This window comes from Geminicoccaceae bacterium, from assembly GCA_020638465.1.
Taxonomy (GTDB): Bacteria; Pseudomonadota; Alphaproteobacteria; order Geminicoccales; family Geminicoccaceae; genus JAGREO01.
The window spans coordinates 588,487-604,569 of the sequence record JACKIM010000001.1 but is presented as its reverse complement, the minus strand read 5'-3'; the positions used below and the strand labels follow the sequence as shown (position 1 = coordinate 604,569).

Below are 16,083 nucleotides of genomic sequence, written 5' to 3'. Positions count from 1 at the left end.
CTGTCGTGATCCGCATGTCATGGTCTCGCGCGTCGCGCCGTCGGTCAAGTCCAAACGATGGTATTACTTGCTGTTGTTGTACCGTTCGATTCCCTCGACGATCAGGCTCCTGGCCTCGTCGGTATCGCCCCAGCCCAGAACCTTCACCCATTTGTTGGGCTCCAGGTCCTTGTAGTGCTCGAAGAAGTGGGCGATCCGCTGGAGGTCGATTTCGGGGACGTCCTTGAAGCTGCGCACCTTGCGGTTGATCTGCGTGATCCGGTCGATCGGCTTGGCGAGGATCTTCTCGTCCATGCCGGCCTCGTCCTGCATCTTGAGGACGCCGATCGGATTGACCTGCATGACTGCGCCGGCCTGAACCGGCATGCGTCCGATGACCATCACGTCGATGGGATCGCCGTCTTCGGCCAGAGTGTGCGGAACGAAGCCATAATTGCAGGGGTAGAACATCGTCGTATAGAGATAACGGTCGACGAAGATAAATCCCGAATCCTTGTCGAACTCGTACTTGATGGGATCCGAACGGAGCGGAACCTCGATCACGACATTAATCTCTTCGGGTGGATTTTTGCCGATAGGCAGTTTTTGAAGATCCATGTCTTTCCCTTGGGCTTGGAAGTCCGAATTCAGTTGAATTCAACGAAAAGGGTTCAGCGCCATGTGGCAACAGGTGGCAACGACATCAAGATCGCCTCGGTATTGCCCCCGGTTTCGAGGCCGAAGCGTGTGCCGCGGTCGTAGATCAGGTTGAACTCGGCATAGCGGCCCCGCCGTTCGCACTGGTAGGCGCGCTGCTCGTCGCTCCAGGGCTCGTTCATGCGTCGGGCGACCAGCTTCGGATAGATGTCGAGGAAAGCCTCGCCGACCTCCTTGGTGAAGGCGAAATGACGATCGTGCTCGCCTTCGAGGTAGTCGTAGAAGATGCCGCCGACGCCGCGATGCTCTCCCCGGTGAGGCAGGAAGAAATACTCGTCCGCCCACGCCTTGAAGCGCTCGTAGGCGTCAGCGGAGTAGCTGTCGCAGGCCTGCTTCAACCGGGCATGAAATGCGGTCGTATCGGCGTCATCGGGATAGATGGGGTTGAGATCCGCACCGCCGCCGAACCAGGTCTTGCCGGTGCGGATGTGTCGCGTGTTCATGTGGGCGGGCGGGGCGTGCGGATTGCGCAGGTGGGCGACCAGCGAAATGCCGGAGGCCCAGAATTGCGCGCCGTCCGCCGTGCCCGGGATCTGGTTCCTGAATTTCTCGCTGAATTCGCCATGCACGGTGGAAACGTTGACGCCGACCTTCTCGAACACGCGACCCCGCATGACGCTCATCACGCCGCCACCGCCGCCATCGCGCTGCCACGTTCTGCGCTCGAAACGGCCAGGCGCCATGCCGGTCGCATCCTGTCCCTCATAGATGTCCTCAAGGGTCTCGAAGGCGGCACAGATCCGGTCGCGCAGGCTTTCGAACCAGTCCCGTGCACGCTGCTTGTCACTTTCACTCAAGGACCCGAACCTCGCTGACCGTTTTCGGACCCGCGTTCGCGGAATTCCGAATAAATTTCCGAATTTTCTGGAAACTGCCCGAAGGCAGGAGTGTTGGCCATGCGGCACGAGTTCTCATGTCCCGTCCCGCTAGCTCGAAAGCGCCCGTGCGAGACCGGCCACTCCTCGCTCGATCAGTTTTTCCGGCACGCCGGCATAACCCAGCAGCAGGCCCTGGCGCGGATGATGCGCACGGTAGTAGCTGGAGAGTGGCGGTGCCTCGACTCCATGGCGGCGTGCGGCCACCGCGAGCTTGCGGTCGTCGATGCCCGCGGCCAGCGAGGCTACCAGATGCATCCCGGCCTCCGACGGATGGGCCGCGATCAGGCCATCCGGCATTTGTCCCAGCGCATCCAGCAGCATCTGCTGGCGTTCGGCGTACAGGGAGCGGGTGCGCCGGACATGGGCGGCGAGCGAACCCTCCTCGATGAATTCCGCCAGGGCGGGCTGCGCCAGTGTCGAGGGATGGGTGTCGGTCAGCCGGCGCACGGCCTTGAAACTCGCCACGAGATGTTCGGGTACGACCATGTAGCCCAGCCGCAGGCCCGGGAACATGACCTTGCTCATGGTCCCGACATAGATCACGCGGCCATCGGTATCCAGTCCCTGCAGGGCCGCCAGCGGACGGCCGGTATAGCGGTACTCGCTGTCATAATCGTCTTCGAGCACGAAGGCGTCCGCCTCTCGCGCCCATTCGAGGAGTTCGAGGCGGCGTGCCAGCGTCATCGTCACCCCGAGCGGGTATTGGTGCGAGGGGGAAATGCAGGCCATCCGCGCCCGTGGCGACAGGTGGCGGCCTTCGGTCACCGACAGTCCCTCCTGGTCGACCGTGAGCGGCACGAGCTGTGAACCGGAGGCAAGCAGGGCGCCGATCAATCCGGGATATCCGGGATCCTCGACCCATACCTCGTCGCCGGGATCGAGCAGCACGCGGGCGGCAAGATCGAGCGCCTGCTGCGCCCCGCTGACGATGAAGACCTGTTCGGCCCTGCAGCGCACCGCCCGGCTCGCCCCGAGATAGCGCGCGAGGGCTTCGCGCAGCGGACCGTAGCCGGCGGGATCGCTGCCGATGAGGAAGCTCTCGGGCGGATTGCGCCAGTGTCGCTGCAGCAGCCGCGCCCAGTCCTCGAACGGAAACGCTGCCAGTTCCGGCAGGCCCGGGGCAAAGGCGCGCGGTCTGGAAGTGCCCGTCACCATCGAAGTGAGATAGGTGCCGCGCTTTGACGGTCCCGGTGGCTGGACGACCTGCGGGAGCGAATCCACATGGCCCGGTCGTGCATTGAGGGCATGCTCCGGCAACAGCTCGCTGACGAACGAGCCGGCGCCGATCCGCCCCTCGATATAGCCCTCGGCCAGCAGCTGTTCGAACGAGGCCAGCACGGTATTGCGCGAGACCCGCAGATCGGAGGCCAGGGAGCGACTCGATGGCAGCCGTGCTCCCGGCCGGAGGCGGCCATCGAGGATGGCTTCGCGCAGGGCGAAATAGAGTTGCCGGTGCAGCGGTATCGACGATGCCTCGTCGAGGGAGACGCTGGCCAGGTAAAGTGGCCCTTTGCGGGGTGGGCGGGACATCGTGGTCGAGGGCTCCAAAATGGAGCCCTCGTATAGCGATCCGTGCGGTGATTTTCCAGCCAATTTCACGCCTGAGCGGCCTGGCCCTTCAGCAGCCCGGCGATCGTGTCCATCCGTTCCAGCGCTTCGATGATGCCGGGCGACACCTGATACTCGCCACGGTCGCATGTCGCGATACCTGCCTGCATCAGGGCCGTGAGGGCGAGGAAGCCTCCGGGCGGCAGGGTTGTCGCCAGTTCCCCGGCATTCAGGCCATCGGCAAGCAGGTCGATGACCGCCCGCACCTCCTGCCGGAGATCGGTGCGTCGCAATGCCACCAGAAGGGTGGTCGTGACGGGGGTGGCGTTGTCCCCGAGACTTTGGGCGGCATCGCTCAGCTCCCGGCGGGTGGATTCGAGCGTGTCGTCGCAACAGCAGCGCGAGGCGAGCATGCGCAGCGCCAGCGGATTGCCATCGATTTGCTCCACCAGATGGGGAAGGTCGGCATCGTTGCCGGCGATATGACTGGCAATCGCGAAAAGAATGTCGCGGACGGCGACTTCGTCCAGGCGGGCCAGGACCACGCGATCGATATCGGCTCCGACGAAGCGATCGCTGTCCACAGCACTGGCAACCAGTTTCGCACCCGTTCGCCGGACCAGATCGAGCAGTTCTCCGGTCAGGGTCGCGGCCCGGCCCGGCTCCATGCCGCGGCCGAGATCGTCGACCACGATGAGTGTCGGTTGTTCTTCGAGCAGGCGTTCGATGTATTCCGGTGTTTCTCCCGGCGGATCGATTCCCATGGATGTCGCCAGCATCCGCCGGATTCGCACGATGTGGCCGATCCTCGTGGCACGCAGGAAACAGCGGCGGATGCAAAAGCGGATCGCGATGGTGGGGTCGTGAATGATCGCCTGCAGCATCGCGGACCGGCCCGCGCCGGCCATTCCTTCGATGAACACGCCATTGCAGTCGCCACCTTCGAGCAGGGCCGTCGCGTGCTCCAGTTCCTTCATCCGGCCATGCAGTTTCTTTCTGGTCGGCAGGGTCGCCAGCATGTGCGGGGTGGCCGGCGCATGGAACGCCATCGGCGCTTCCGCAAGGCCGTTGCGCGGCAGGTTACGGCTGTGCATGAGCACGTTGTCCATGACCTCGTCGAGCCGCGCATGGAAATCGGGACGTGGCAGCGAACACACCAGTATGACATGCTGGTGGCCATTCAGGGGGGCGAATTCCAGCTTCCGTTGCCGCTCGGGGATATTTTCCGGCGGATCGAAGTGAAACGCCATCACCGTCTTGTCGGCCGCAGCGGCCTTGTCGAGATTGCTGCCGGCAATCATCCGTTCGATGGACCAGGACTTCGACGAGAGCAGCATGACGAAGCGGCTCTGGGCAATTCCCTTTTGCAGCCTTTCTTCCAGTCTCGGGCTGCCGGGACCGCCGGAATGGCAGATTCTGGCGCCATCGAACAATCCGATCAGCCGTCCGATCAGCGCATCGGCAAGCGAACGCTCCTCGGGCGCGAATCCGACAAAGACATCGAGATTGATGACGTCGTTGTCACAGATACGGTTCATGGGCCCGGCGCCTGACGTTCTGGTTGAAAAAACGGTAGGTTTACTGGCCATCGCACCCACATGTTCAATATGATGAATACGACAAGACCAGATCTTTTAAGCGAAATTTAGGCGATATGCTGCAATTTTTTTATCGGTTTCGCCCAATTTCACCGCGTTGATGGGCAACCGGACGATTCAATCGCAAGGTTTCCAAAATTTTGTGTGGCCTCGAAACCACAATCAAAATTAACTTGATGAAGACAAAAAATGAATTTATTCTACCATTAGTTGAATCATGTCGGTGAGGTTGTCATGTGGGTTCGCCGTTCGTCCGGCGTTGGCGCCATACTCGTGCTCCTGAGCGCCTGTTCGACCAACATGATGCCCATGTTTGGCCAGGGCAGTCAGCAACAGCCCATGACCTATGACATGTATGGGCAGCCGCCGGCACCCGTCCGGCGCATGTCGATTGCCGACCCTCCCGCGCCGGTCATGCAGCCGCCCGCGGCGTCCTATCAGTCGGATCGCATCTTTGCCTCGGCCGACCGGATCGATGTCGGACCCGATCCCTATCGCTATTCGGCCGGTGGCCAGGAGCCGGGGAAACGTTCCGAGCCGATGCAGCTCACCGGACTCGACAGCCATGGCGTACCGCCGAAGCACGAGGCGCCGTCGTCGCATGGTGCATCGAAAGGGGGCGGCGGCGGCCACTGGAGCTACTCCGGGCCGGACGGACCCGAACACTGGGGCGACCTTTCCCCGGACTACAAGGCATGTGCCACCGGCAAGGCGCAATCGCCGATCGATCTCGCTTCGGCCCGACGCGGTGTGCATGAAGACCTGCAGTTCCACTACGGCCGGGTGCCGCTGCAGATCCGAAACAATGGCCATACCCTGCAGATCGACTATGCGCCCGGAAGCTGGCTCGATATCGAGGGCATGCGCTACGAGCTCCTCCAGTTCCATATCCATGCACCGAGCGAGCATGTCGTCGACGGCAGGAGTGCGCCCATGGAAGTCCATCTGGTTCACCAGAACCGCCATGGGCAACTGGCCGTCGTCGGCGTGATGATCGATGCCGGGCCGATGAATCCGGTCCTGGCCGCCATGGAGGCGTACAAGCCGCCGGAGGGGCCGCCGGCGGTGGTGCCGGGCGTCTTCGTCAATGCCGCCGACCTGCTGCCGCCGCGGCACGACTATTTCCGCTACACGGGCTCGCTGACCACACCGCCCTGCTCGGAAGGTGTCGCCTGGCATGTGCTCGACCAGCCGATGACCACCTCGCTCGACAATCTGCGCGACCTCGCGGCAGCGATGCCGCCGCACAATGCGAGACCGGCACAGGCACTCAACGGACGCCGCGTCACCCTCGACTGAGCAGCCGGCGGGACTTACATGTCCTGCAGGAACGGATTGCCGACGCGCTCGGCTCCGATGGTGGAGCCGGGTCCATGGCCGCAAATGAACGCCATGGCGTCGCCCAGCGGCAGGATCTTGTCGCGGATCGCGTCGAGCAGCGCCTGATGATCGCCGTAGGGGAAGTCGGTGCGGCCAATGGATCCCTGGAACAGCACGTCACCCATGAAGGCGAAATTCATCCGCCGGTTGGCATAGACCAGGTGGCCCGGCGAGTGCCCGGGACAGTGGAGGATCTCGAAACTCTCGCCCAGCAGGACCAGTTCCCCGCCTTCCTTCAGGAAGCGGTCGGGTTCGCAATCGCGTGCTCCGGCAATGCCATATTGCCGTCCCTGCAGGGCGAGTCCTTCCAGCAGGAAGCGATCCTCCTCGCCGGGACCGAGGATCGGCGCTTCGCCGCCCAGCGCTTCCTTCAGTTCCATGGCTCCGCCCGCATGGTCGATGTGCCCGTGGGTCAGGAGGATGGTCGAGACCGTCACGCCGGTCCGGTCGAGGACGTTCCGGATCCGGTCGACATCGCCACCGGGATCGACGATGATGCCTTCTTTCGTGGCTTCGTCGAACAGCAGCGAACAGTTCTGCTGCAAGGGCGTGACCGGAATGATCGCTGCCTTGAGATTCGGTCCGCCGGTAGTCGAGGTCATGATCGGCCCTTTCCGCCACTGATCAGGTCAGAGGCTTCTATGGCGACTCAGCCAGCCTGACGCAACCGCGGCCCTCCGGTCACTCGCCGCCGCAGCCGCTGCCGCAGCCATCGTCATCGGAACCGAAGAAACCGGCGCCGGCGCCGCAACCGCCCGAACCGTCGCCGCTCCGGCCGACGACCGCCTGCCAGAGCAGCCGCAGTCCGGCAGCGCCCAATGCGATGATGAGCATGGTTTTCGTCGACAGCCAGCTTTCTCCCGACTCGCTGATATTCTCCGCATGGACGGTACTTATCGTCGCCATGACGCCGAACAGTCCCAGTCCGATGCCGGCGGCCAGTGCGCGGCCGGGGCGGGGGATCAGCCAGTAGCGCGAGCGGTGCACCTGGACGAGGTCGCCACCATGGCGGAAACGGTCTTCGGGCAGGGGCCAGAGGGCCCGCGGCGGTTCTTCCTCGAAAGCCCTCTCGTAGCTGGCGAGCGTGCGCTTGTACTGTTCGTCGAAACGACGTTTCTCGTTGTCGCCGCCCCGGGTCGGTTCATGATGCAGCGGCCGCCCGAGGATCGCTGCGCACATCTCCTCCCAGTAGTTTCGCGAATAGGTGAGATGCAGGTGCCATGCCTGATCGACGTCCTGGGAAGGCGTGACCGGATGCGGTGCGCGCATGGCCAGATAGATGAACCTCTTGTACTCGCCGATGACGGCCTTCGCATGGTTCTGCGACCAGTTGTTCTCGTGTGCGAGCCGGCGGATGAAACTCAGCGGCCGGTCGTCCACCTCCAGCGGCATCGCGTCGAGCGCTTGCCACAGGGGATCGTTCCAGGCGGGTTCCAGGCGCAACACGGCGATCTCCGGTCATCTTGGATCGGGCCGATGGTAGCAATCCACGGTAAATTTTTGATAAACTTCCAGGCTCGTCGCGTGGCAGTTCCCGGCAGCCGGTTGACCTTGAACCCGGTCGCGCCGCAGGAAGGAGGGGGCCGGGGGCGGAAGCTCCTGTCCCGGGCTGGATATTTGCCATCTGGAGATTGCCGCATGGCGCTCGATCGTGTCGACTATGTCATCATCGGCTCCGGCAGTGCCGGCTCCGCCCTGGCCTGCCGGCTGTCCGAGGACGGGAAAAACAGTGTTCTCGTTGTGGAATATGGCGGCAGCGATGCAGGGCCGTTCGTGCAGATGCCCGCCGCGCTCTCCTATCCCATGGGCATGTCCACCTATGACTGGGGATATCGGTCGGACCCCGAGCCGCATCTGGGCGGGCGACGGTTGCAGTGTCCGCGCGGCAAGGTCATCGGCGGTTCGTCCTCGATCAACGGCATGGTCTATGTGCGCGGCCATGCCATGGACTTCGACGGCTGGGAGGCGATGGGCGCGCAGGGCTGGGGCTTCCGCCATGTGCTGCCCTACTTCCGCCGGATGGAGACCAGTCATGGCGGCGAGGAGGGGTGGCGGGGCACGGACGGCCCGTTGCACGTCCGGCGCGGGCAGCGGGCGAACCCGCTCTATCAGGCGTTCGTCGATGCCGGTCGCGATGCCGGCTATCAATTGACCGGCGACTACAACGGTTCGAAGCAGGAAGGCTTCGGGGCCATGGAGATGACGGTTCATGGCGGGCGCCGCTGGTCCACGGCCAACGCCTATCTGCGTCCGGCGCTCGAACGTCCCCGCGTCGCGTTGATGAGCCGCACCCTGTGTCGTCGCATCCTGTTCGAGGGCAGGCGGGCCGTCGGTGTCGAGCTCGTGCAGGGAACGATACCGAAGACGGTCCGGGTGAACCGCGAGGTGGTGGTGGCGGCAGGCTCGATCAATTCACCCAAGCTGCTGATGCTCTCCGGCATCGGCGACGCAGCGCACCTGCGCGAACACGGCATCGAGGTGGTCGCCGACCGGCCGGGCGTGGGGCAGAATCTGCAGGACCATCTCGAACTCTACATCCAGATGGCCTGTACACGCCCGATCACCCTCTACAGCGAACTCAACCCCTTGTCGAAAGCGCTCATCGGCCTTCGCTGGCTGGCGCTGAAAAGCGGGCACGGAGCGACCAATCACTTCGAGAGCTGCGCGTTCATCCGCTCGAAAGCCGGGGTGGCCTGGCCGGATATCCAGTACCATTTCCTGCCGGCGGCGATCCGCTACGACGGGACCGCACCGGCGGAGGGGCACGGATTTCAGGCGCATGTGGGGCCGATGCGAAGCAACAGTCGCGGTCGTGTGAAGCTGCGATCCGGCGATCCCGCTGATCCACCTTCGATTCTGTTCAACTACATGTCGACAGTCGAGGATTGGCAGGATTTTCGTACTTGTATCCATCTCACTCGGGAGATTTTCGCCCAGAAGTCATTCGAGCCCTTCCGCGGCCACGAGATCCAGCCCGGCGAGGCGGTGCAGTCGGACGATGAACTCGACGCGTTCATCCGGGAGCATGTCGAAAGTGCGTACCATCCCTGTGGAACCTGCCGCATGGGTGACGCCGGCGACGCGCTGGCCGTAGTCGACCCGCAATGTCGGGTGATCGGTGTGGAAGGTCTTCGATTGGCGGACAGCTCCATCTTCCCGCGTATCACCAACGGCAATCTCAATGGCCCGTCGATCATGACTGGCGAGAAGGCGGCCGATCATATCCTTGGCAAGGATCCCCTTCCGGCAGCCAATGACGAACCGTGGATTCACCCCAACTGGCAAAATTCTCAACGTTGAAAAAGAAAACGGGCCGGGAAATGCCCCGGCCCGTCCAGCTCCGTATTCCGCTGCCTGTACTACAGGAATACCGTTGTGATTTGCGGCACGCACAGGATGATCATGAGGATCAGGATCTGCATGCCGATGAACGGCAGGAAGCCCTTGAAGATGTCGGGCAGGGTGATCTGCGGCGGCGCCACCGACTTGAGATAGAACGCCGCCGGGCCGAAGGGAGGCGACAGGAAGCTCACCTGCATGTTGACGCAGAAGAGGATGCCGAACCACACTCGCACGAAGCTCTCGCTGGCGAGGCCGCCGGTCAGTCCGAGCTCGTTGATCGGGAGCTTGAGCACGATCGGCAGGAACACCGGCATGACCAGCAGCACGATGCCCGTCCAGTCCATGAAGGCCCCGAGGAAAAGGAAGACCGTCATCATCACGAGCAGGACGCCCATCGTCGGCAGGTCGTAGCCGATGATGAGATTGGCCACGTAGGTCGGACCGCCGGCAATGGTGTAGGCGCCGGCGAGGGCCGTGGCACCGAATGTCACCCAGATGATGGTGCCGACGGACTTGAAGGTCCGCATCGACGCCTCGCGCAGAAGGTTGAAGCTGAACTCGCCGCGCAGGACGATCAGTGCCAGCACCGCGATCGAGCCGATGCCGGCCGCCTCGGTAATGCCCGTGATGCCGCCGTAGATCGAGCCCAGGACGACGAACACGATGAGCAGCGGCGCGACCAGACCCTTGCCCATCTCCCATGCGTCCAGCGTCGTGCGAAGGCCGATGCCGGCAAGGATCACCAGCGCGGAGACTATGACGATGCCACCATAGAGGTAGAGTGTCTGCTGGTCGACCAGCACGCTCTCGTCGGTGATGGTGCCGAAATTGTGCAGGAAGAACCAGCGAAGGCAGATCACCGCCGCACCGCCGCCAAGGACCAGAGCGATCAGTGCGATGCCATAGCGGGCCTTCAGCGCACCGGTCATGTCGGAGTCGCTGGGCTCGGGCAGCGGGGCTTCTTCCGGCCGCAGCCGGGTGCGGATGAGAATGTAGATGATGTAGCAGGCTGCCAGCATGAAGCCTGGCAGGAACGCCGCCTGAAACAACGCGTTGATCGAGGTTTCGGTGATCAGGCCATAGAAGATCAGCACGATCGAGGGAGGAATCATGGTGCCGAGTGAACCCGAGGCGCAGATCGTGCCGATGGCCAGGTTCTGGTTGTAGCCGAGGCGCAGCATCTGGGGCAGGGCGATGAGCCCGAGCAGCACGACCTCGCCGCCGATGATGCCCGACATCGCGGCCATGACGATGGCCATCACGGCCGTGACCACGGCAATGCCGCCACGGGTGCGCGACATCCACATGTTGAGCGAGGTGTACATGTCGCGCGCGATTCCCGAGCGCTCCAGCAACGTCGCCATGAAGATGAACAGCGGAACCGACACCAGCACGTAGTCGGTGGTGATGCCGTAGAGCCGCTGGGCCAGGATGTTGAGCGGCCCGGTGCCGAAATTGCTGAACAGCAGGTCCGGTCCGAACTTGAGGACCATGACGACGACGGCAAGGAAGCCGGAGGCGAAGCCGAGGGGCATGCCGATCGCCAGCAGGAACAGCATGCCGCAGAGCAGGATGGCCGAGATGGTTCCGATATCGAGCATTGCTTATTTCCCCTCGCCGACGCGTCGAAGGGCGGCGATCTCGTCGGCACTCAGTTCGATATCGTCTGCTGGATCGTGGCTTTCCGGGTCCTTGTGCCAGTCGTGGATCAGATTGGAGATCGACTGGAGGGCGAGCAGGAACAGGGTGATGAGGATCAGCGGCTTGATGGTCGCCGGGATCGGCGGATCGAAGGCCGTTCCGAAGGTCTCCCAGCGCATGAACTTGTCCCGGGCCTCGCCGAAACCTCCCCAGATGACCGCGAAGGCGAAGACGCAGACGCAGAACACCGAGAGCACGTCGAACAGCTTGCGCATCCAGCGCGGTGCCAGGTCATAGAGGATGAAGATGCGGATGTGACTGCGCTGCTGCAGGGCATAGAGCCCGGCCGTCAGGTAGATTCCGCCGGCCACCCACAACGACATCTCGTTCACCCAGAGGGTGGGCGCCTGAAAGATGTAGCGCATCACCACTTCGTAGAAGATGATCGCGACGATGAAGGCTGTCGCCCACATGGCGATGCGGCTGAAACTCCAGGTGATCAGGTCGACCCACCCGGTACGTTCATGTTCGACCATGCGCCAATCCTCCCCTTTGTTATCGGTGGCCCTTGACGGCAGGAGCGATTCGACAACTGTCGAATCGCTCCTTGTGTCAGATTATTCCTTCACGAGACCAAGCTGCTTCATGTAGGCAATGTGGCTTGCCAGCAGGGCCTTGGCGGCATCTGTGGTGGCGAAGTCCGTCCATGCAGCCTGCGCGGCTTCGCGGAACTTCTGCCGCTCCTCGGTCGACCAGTTGTCGAGCGCCACACCCTGGGCGGTCAGCTTTTCGGCAGCCTCGGCGTTCTTCTTGTCGAACGTCAGGGCGGTGCGAAGTGCCAGGGATTCCATGGCCACCTTCATGATGCGGCGATGGCTCTCGGGCATGGCGTCCCACTTGGCCTTGTTGCAGGCAAGGTGGTCGGCGGGCATCGAGTGGAAGCCGGGATAGGTGGCATTATTGACGAGGTCGTAGAGGCCCAGCCCCATGTTGTTGGCGAGGCCGGAAGCATCCGCGCCGTCGATGATGCCCGACTCGAGTGCCGTGAACACCTCGGTGAAGTCCATCACGACCGGCTTCGCGCCGAGGTTCTCGAAGATCTTGGTCTCCATGCCGGGGGGCGAACGGAACTTCCAGTTCTTCAGGTCTTCGACGGTGTGCAGCGGCTTGGCCGAGGCGAGGCTTTCCTGGCCATAGATCCACCAGCCGACCAGTTCCATGCCGAAGCGGTTGTACAGTTCCTCGGCCGCTTCGAGACCGCCGCCGTAGTACAGCCACGACAGCTGCTGGTAGGGGGTGTCGTAGCCGCCCATGATATCGCCGACGAACTGGAAGGCCGGGTCCTTGCCGGTCTGGTAGGCACCGCCGGTCATGTCGCAGTCGAGGATGCCGGTGGCGGCGGCGTCGAAGGTCTCCACCGTCTTCACCACGGACGACGAGTAGAACATCTCGATCTGGATCTCGCCGTTCGACATGGTCTGCACGTTGTCGACGTATTCGGCCGCCAGCTTGCCCGATGGGGTCTCGGGCGCATAATGCGACTGGATGCGCAGGGTCGTGGTCTCGGCGAGCGCGCCGGTGGCGAACAGGACGGCCAGCGCCGTGCCTGCAAGTGCTGATGTAAAGGTTTTCATGGCCATGCCATTCCTCTCCTGATGGTTCCAGCTTGTTGCGTGTGGGCCAGCCACCCGCATCGCCCGATGGCTTGTCGGGACCTGCGAGGAGGGATGGCCATGAGCGCGCGTTTTGTAAACCACATATTGCGCGTGAAATGCTCCGATGATGCCTTGGCATTACTAAAATAGGTAATTTCCCGATGTTGGGATAATGATGTTCCGACGTCACGGACGGGCAGGCCGGGGCAGGCAGCGCGAAGACCGTTCATCGCGCGTTCCCATTCCCCGTGTTTCCACTGTCATTGTCACAGGTTCATCTGGTAGCTGGCCTGCACCCAGCGGAAGTCTTCGGCCATCTTGTCGATATAACCCACTGCCGGGAACGGCATGTGATAGCCGGTCACCGGAATGTTGTCGGATGCGGCCATCTCGAACAGCGTCCTGCGCGTCGCTGCCGCGGCCTCCTTGTCCATGTCGAACTGTACCTCCCATTCGGGACGCTGCACTGACATGACATAGTGATTGGCCGTGTCGGCCCACAGGAGGAGCCGGCGCCCCTCGCTTTCGAGGTGGTAGGCCATGTGCCCGGGCGTATGGCCGCCGGCATCGATGGCGGTGATCCCCGAAGCGACGCTGTCGCCGTCGGCAATGAAGGTGGTCTTTTCGGCCAGCGGCATGACATTGCGGCGCACGAGCTGGGCATTGTCCCGGGTGGCCTCGTCGGCCAGCCGGTCACCGTTCGACCAGAAATCGTACTCGGCGGCGGCAGTGACGTAGCGCGCCCTGGCAAAGGCGGGCTGCTCGCCATCCATGAGCCCGCCGATATGGTCGGGGTGCATGTGGGTGATGACCACCGTGTCGACCTGGTCCGCGCCGTAGCCCGCCAGGGCCATCGCGTCGTGGAGATTGCCGGCGTCGGGCCGGCCGGCGGCACCATTGCCGGTGTCGAACAGGATGATCTGGCTGCCGGTATTGACGATCACCGGGGTGAAGGCGATCTCCATGCGGTCCGCGGGCAGGTGGTTCTCGGCGGCGAACGAGGCCACCGTCTCGGCCGTCTGGTCGGCGCCGAAGATCGGGAACGGTCCGCCGAGCCGGATCGCGCCGTCGAGAAGCGTCGTCACCTCGAAATCGCCGAGCCGGAAGCGGTAGACCGTCGGCCGTGACGGACCGAGGAGCGGTGCCGATGCGCGGGCGACGCCGGACGGCAGCGCCGACAGGGCCGCGGACGTGGTGGCGGTGGCCGCGGTTGCAGCCGTTCCGGCCAGGACCTTGCGTCGGGTAATCATGACATCCTGCCTTTCCGGGTTGATATTCCTGCCTGTAGTCGAGAATCAATGACTTCGCCGACAAGGTCGAGGCCAGCGTTGCCGGCGCAATCGCCGGATATGAACATGTCCGGTCGAAGCGGGTCAAGGCTTCGGCATCAGCACCCCGGCCGGCAGTTGCCGCTCGACGAAGACCGCCACGCCCGCCTCGTCATTGCCGAAGCGGACCACCGCCGAATGCACGCCCATCACCACCATCGTGCCGTTGCGCCTGGCCAGCAGCGGCGAACCGGAATCGCCCATGGTCGCGTCGCAGTCATGAAGCAGCAGCCGGCCATGTTCCATCGAGCCGAGCGCCCGGCAATGATCGACGATCGCGGGCAGGTAGGGGCGATCGCGGCTGTAACCGATCCGCGTCAGGTCGGTGTTTTCGCGAAGCTCCGCGCGGGCGCTGGGGCCGGCCAACTGGAGCGGATGGATGCCGGCACCGTCTTCGAGGTTGAGGTCGAGCCTGACCACCGCCCAGTCATCGACCGGATCGGCCGGCCTGCCGTCATCGGTCATCTCGATGGTGTCCGACAGGCGGAAGCTCGTCCCCTGGGCATGGCCGAGATACTGTCCCCGCCGGTATCCGGGTACGAAATGGATGGCCTCCGGCGGCAGCCACCGCTTGCGCTGTGCATCCCAGAGGCAGTGCGCCGCGGTGAGCACCTCGCGGGGCGCGATCAGGACGGCCGTGCAGAAGCCGCCACCCTGGCGGTTGAGACGGCCCACCGCATTCCATGTCTTCTGCTCGTCCTCCTTGACCACCCGCCGGTCATCCTTGCCGAAAATGCCCGGCAGCGACGGAGCCGCGTGCAGGGTCGGAGCCAGCAGGAGTCCACAAGCGGCAAGGGCCGCGATTGCCGGTTTCATCACGAAGGAAATCCCTTCGAAGTTACGCAGGTCCCATGCTGCTAGCCCTTGTCGCGGCATTTGGCCAGAACAACAGTGGGTCCGTGCAGCTCAATTCCATCATTTCCACTGTAGAATCGACTCGCACGAAGGCGTCAGGGGATGCCGGAGAGCGATTTTCCGAATACCGGATGGGGTTTGCAGACCGGCAGCGGCCGCGTCGCCGACACGGGCCGCACGGGTGGCGGCGGCAGGTCGGGGAAATCGCCGGGCGGAAGCGCACGGATGAGGCGCAACTCGTCCGGCGCGAAGATGGCGAACGCTCCCGCCTGCGGGGTCGTCATCATCGCGTCGAGGATATGCTCGTGGAGACTTTTCAACAGGCGGGACCGTCCCCTTGCGCGGAGCCTTTCCTCCTCGCTGCGGGATTTCCTCGCCCTTGCGGGTTTCGCCGCCCCGGGAGTGTCCTCCGTGAGCGACCATGGCACCGGGCAGACATCCGGCACATCGATCCCTCTGGCCACCGACTTCAGCAGCGAGGTGATGACATTCCCCATTCCCCTGCGTCCGGCACGATCCAGCCATGCCCTTTCGGCACCATCCGCCGATGCGACGGATTGCGCTAGGGAGTTGTCCTGCAACTGGCGGAACCAGTCGCGGGAGTGGAACAGCAGCAGGCGGTGGAGGATCGCCCGAAGGCCATGTCCGCCATGTGGGGATAGTCCCGCCCGCATCGCCGACAGGACACCCGCCACATGCGGCAGATGTTCCAGCCCGTCGACCTCCGCCACATCGAGCCGGACCGCCGGCCCCGACAGCACGCCGCGCCGCCCGGTCGCCACCAGCCAGCACACCTTCAGGAAGCGAGGCGCGCCCCAGCGAAAGACCCGGCCGGCGAGTTTGCGCGGCAATATGGGGGGTGTGGTGGGGGTGTGGGACATGGGGGGAGGTTATGATGGAAAGACAGCACAAGAGTCAAGGAATAAAAACTTATTTTCGCAATCTTGTACCCCTCTCCGCGCTTGCAGTTCCGGAATTTGCCGGCCATGCCGGAACTGGCCTTCAGCAGTCAGCATATTTACGTTTCGACCCACTTCTGGAAATTTGTCCGCCGGAAGCCCCGCGTCTTGCCGAACGGGCGATGGCCATGGAGCGGGACGTATCGCCGGTGGCAGAAGGTCTGGAATGATGAAATATCCCGATGTGAGAGAGGACAACCCAG

The 16,083-nt window shown here is 63.5% G+C and carries 15 protein-coding genes; 3 read left to right on the top strand and 12 right to left on the bottom strand.

Annotated features, from left to right (window positions below):
* Positions 1-63 precede the first annotated feature (63 nt).
* The 4 genes from ppa to H6851_02890 form a co-directional block, all read right to left on the bottom strand.
* On the bottom strand, positions 64-597 hold the full coding sequence (ppa, locus tag H6851_02905; GenBank protein MCB9942563.1) for an inorganic diphosphatase: 534 nt from the start codon (positions 595-597) through the stop codon (positions 64-66).
* A gap of 53 nt (positions 598-650) precedes the next feature.
* Positions 651-1,538 (bottom strand): oxygen-dependent coproporphyrinogen oxidase, encoded by an 888-nt coding sequence (gene hemF / locus H6851_02900; GenBank protein ID MCB9942562.1) that lies wholly within the window; start codon positions 1,536-1,538, stop codon positions 651-653.
* An 84-nt stretch (positions 1,539-1,622) separates the two neighbouring features.
* Positions 1,623-3,104, bottom strand: a complete 1,482-nt coding sequence (locus tag H6851_02895) for a PLP-dependent aminotransferase family protein (GenBank protein MCB9942561.1) — start codon at positions 3,102-3,104, stop codon at positions 1,623-1,625.
* Positions 3,105-3,169: 65 nt separating this feature from the next.
* The gene (locus H6851_02890; protein MCB9942560.1) at positions 3,170-4,660 is read right to left on the bottom strand and encodes a hypothetical protein; all 1,491 of its coding nucleotides are present in this window, start codon (positions 4,658-4,660) and stop codon (positions 3,170-3,172) included.
* A gap of 294 nt (positions 4,661-4,954) precedes the next feature.
* Here H6851_02890 and H6851_02885 point away from each other — a divergent pair, with 294 nt between their 5' ends.
* Positions 4,955-6,019, top strand: coding sequence for a carbonic anhydrase family protein (locus H6851_02885; protein MCB9942559.1), 1,065 nt, complete (start codon positions 4,955-4,957; stop codon positions 6,017-6,019).
* 14 nt (positions 6,020-6,033) lie between these two features.
* On the opposite strand, the gene H6851_02880 is transcribed toward H6851_02885, so the two are convergent.
* Complete coding sequence (locus H6851_02880; GenBank protein ID MCB9942558.1) at positions 6,034-6,702, bottom strand: MBL fold metallo-hydrolase; 669 nt, start codon at positions 6,700-6,702, stop codon at positions 6,034-6,036.
* Positions 6,703-6,781: 79 nt separating this feature from the next.
* On the bottom strand, positions 6,782-7,546 hold the full coding sequence (locus H6851_02875) for a hypothetical protein (GenBank protein MCB9942557.1): 765 nt from the start codon (positions 7,544-7,546) through the stop codon (positions 6,782-6,784).
* Between the two features lie 192 nt (positions 7,547-7,738).
* Between H6851_02875 and betA the strand changes: the two genes are divergently transcribed.
* Positions 7,739-9,400, top strand: coding sequence for a choline dehydrogenase (betA, locus tag H6851_02870; protein ID MCB9942556.1), 1,662 nt, complete (start codon positions 7,739-7,741; stop codon positions 9,398-9,400).
* Positions 9,401-9,459: 59 nt separating this feature from the next.
* Here betA and H6851_02865 read toward each other — a convergent pair whose 3' ends face one another.
* The 6 genes from H6851_02865 to H6851_02840 form a co-directional block, all read right to left on the bottom strand.
* A complete protein-coding gene (locus tag H6851_02865; GenBank protein MCB9942555.1) occupies positions 9,460-11,043 on the bottom strand; it encodes a TRAP transporter large permease subunit in 1,584 nt (527 codons plus the stop codon).
* A 3-nt stretch (positions 11,044-11,046) separates the two neighbouring features.
* Positions 11,047-11,619 carry a TRAP transporter small permease gene (locus H6851_02860; GenBank protein ID MCB9942554.1) on the bottom strand — a complete coding sequence of 191 codons (573 nt, stop codon included), beginning with the start codon at positions 11,617-11,619 and terminating at the stop codon, positions 11,047-11,049.
* Positions 11,620-11,700: 81 nt separating this feature from the next.
* A complete protein-coding gene (locus H6851_02855) occupies positions 11,701-12,717 on the bottom strand; it encodes a TRAP transporter substrate-binding protein (GenBank protein ID MCB9942553.1) in 1,017 nt (338 codons plus the stop codon).
* A 287-nt stretch (positions 12,718-13,004) separates the two neighbouring features.
* The gene (locus H6851_02850) at positions 13,005-13,988 is read right to left on the bottom strand and encodes an MBL fold metallo-hydrolase (GenBank protein ID MCB9942552.1); all 984 of its coding nucleotides are present in this window, start codon (positions 13,986-13,988) and stop codon (positions 13,005-13,007) included.
* A gap of 123 nt (positions 13,989-14,111) precedes the next feature.
* Entirely contained in the window at positions 14,112-14,882 is a 771-nt protein-coding gene (locus tag H6851_02845) for a trypsin-like serine protease (protein ID MCB9942551.1), read from the bottom strand.
* A 134-nt stretch (positions 14,883-15,016) separates the two neighbouring features.
* The gene (locus H6851_02840) at positions 15,017-15,802 is read right to left on the bottom strand and encodes a hypothetical protein (protein ID MCB9942550.1); all 786 of its coding nucleotides are present in this window, start codon (positions 15,800-15,802) and stop codon (positions 15,017-15,019) included.
* A gap of 11 nt (positions 15,803-15,813) precedes the next feature.
* Between H6851_02840 and H6851_02835 the strand changes: the two genes are divergently transcribed.
* A complete protein-coding gene (locus H6851_02835) occupies positions 15,814-16,050 on the top strand; it encodes a hypothetical protein (GenBank protein ID MCB9942549.1) in 237 nt (78 codons plus the stop codon).
* The last annotated feature ends 33 nt before the right edge of the window (positions 16,051-16,083 follow it).

Bases quoted from the DNA above. Each gene is read 5' to 3' on its own strand.
- H6851_02885 (MCB9942559.1), top strand. From the start codon at position 4,955: ATGTGGGTTCGCCGTTCGTCCGGCGTTGGCGCCATACTCGTGCTCCTG.
- H6851_02860 (MCB9942554.1), bottom strand. From the start codon at position 11,619: ATGGTCGAACATGAACGTACCGGGTGGGTCGACCTGATCACCTGGAGT.
- H6851_02850 (MCB9942552.1), bottom strand. From the start codon at position 13,988: ATGATTACCCGACGCAAGGTCCTGGCCGGAACGGCTGCAACCGCGGCC.
- H6851_02845 (MCB9942551.1), bottom strand. From the start codon at position 14,882: ATGAAACCGGCAATCGCGGCCCTTGCCGCTTGTGGACTCCTGCTGGCT.
- ppa (MCB9942563.1), bottom strand. From the start codon at position 597: ATGGATCTTCAAAAACTGCCTATCGGCAAAAATCCACCCGAAGAGATT.
- H6851_02835 (MCB9942549.1), top strand. From the start codon at position 15,814: ATGATGGAAAGACAGCACAAGAGTCAAGGAATAAAAACTTATTTTCGC.
- H6851_02895 (MCB9942561.1), bottom strand. From the start codon at position 3,104: ATGTCCCGCCCACCCCGCAAAGGGCCACTTTACCTGGCCAGCGTCTCC.
- betA (MCB9942556.1), top strand. From the start codon at position 7,739: ATGGCGCTCGATCGTGTCGACTATGTCATCATCGGCTCCGGCAGTGCC.
- H6851_02890 (MCB9942560.1), bottom strand. From the start codon at position 4,660: ATGAACCGTATCTGTGACAACGACGTCATCAATCTCGATGTCTTTGTC.
- H6851_02840 (MCB9942550.1), bottom strand. From the start codon at position 15,802: ATGTCCCACACCCCCACCACACCCCCCATATTGCCGCGCAAACTCGCC.
- H6851_02855 (MCB9942553.1), bottom strand. From the start codon at position 12,717: ATGAAAACCTTTACATCAGCACTTGCAGGCACGGCGCTGGCCGTCCTG.
- H6851_02880 (MCB9942558.1), bottom strand. From the start codon at position 6,702: ATGACCTCGACTACCGGCGGACCGAATCTCAAGGCAGCGATCATTCCG.
- H6851_02865 (MCB9942555.1), bottom strand. From the start codon at position 11,043: ATGCTCGATATCGGAACCATCTCGGCCATCCTGCTCTGCGGCATGCTG.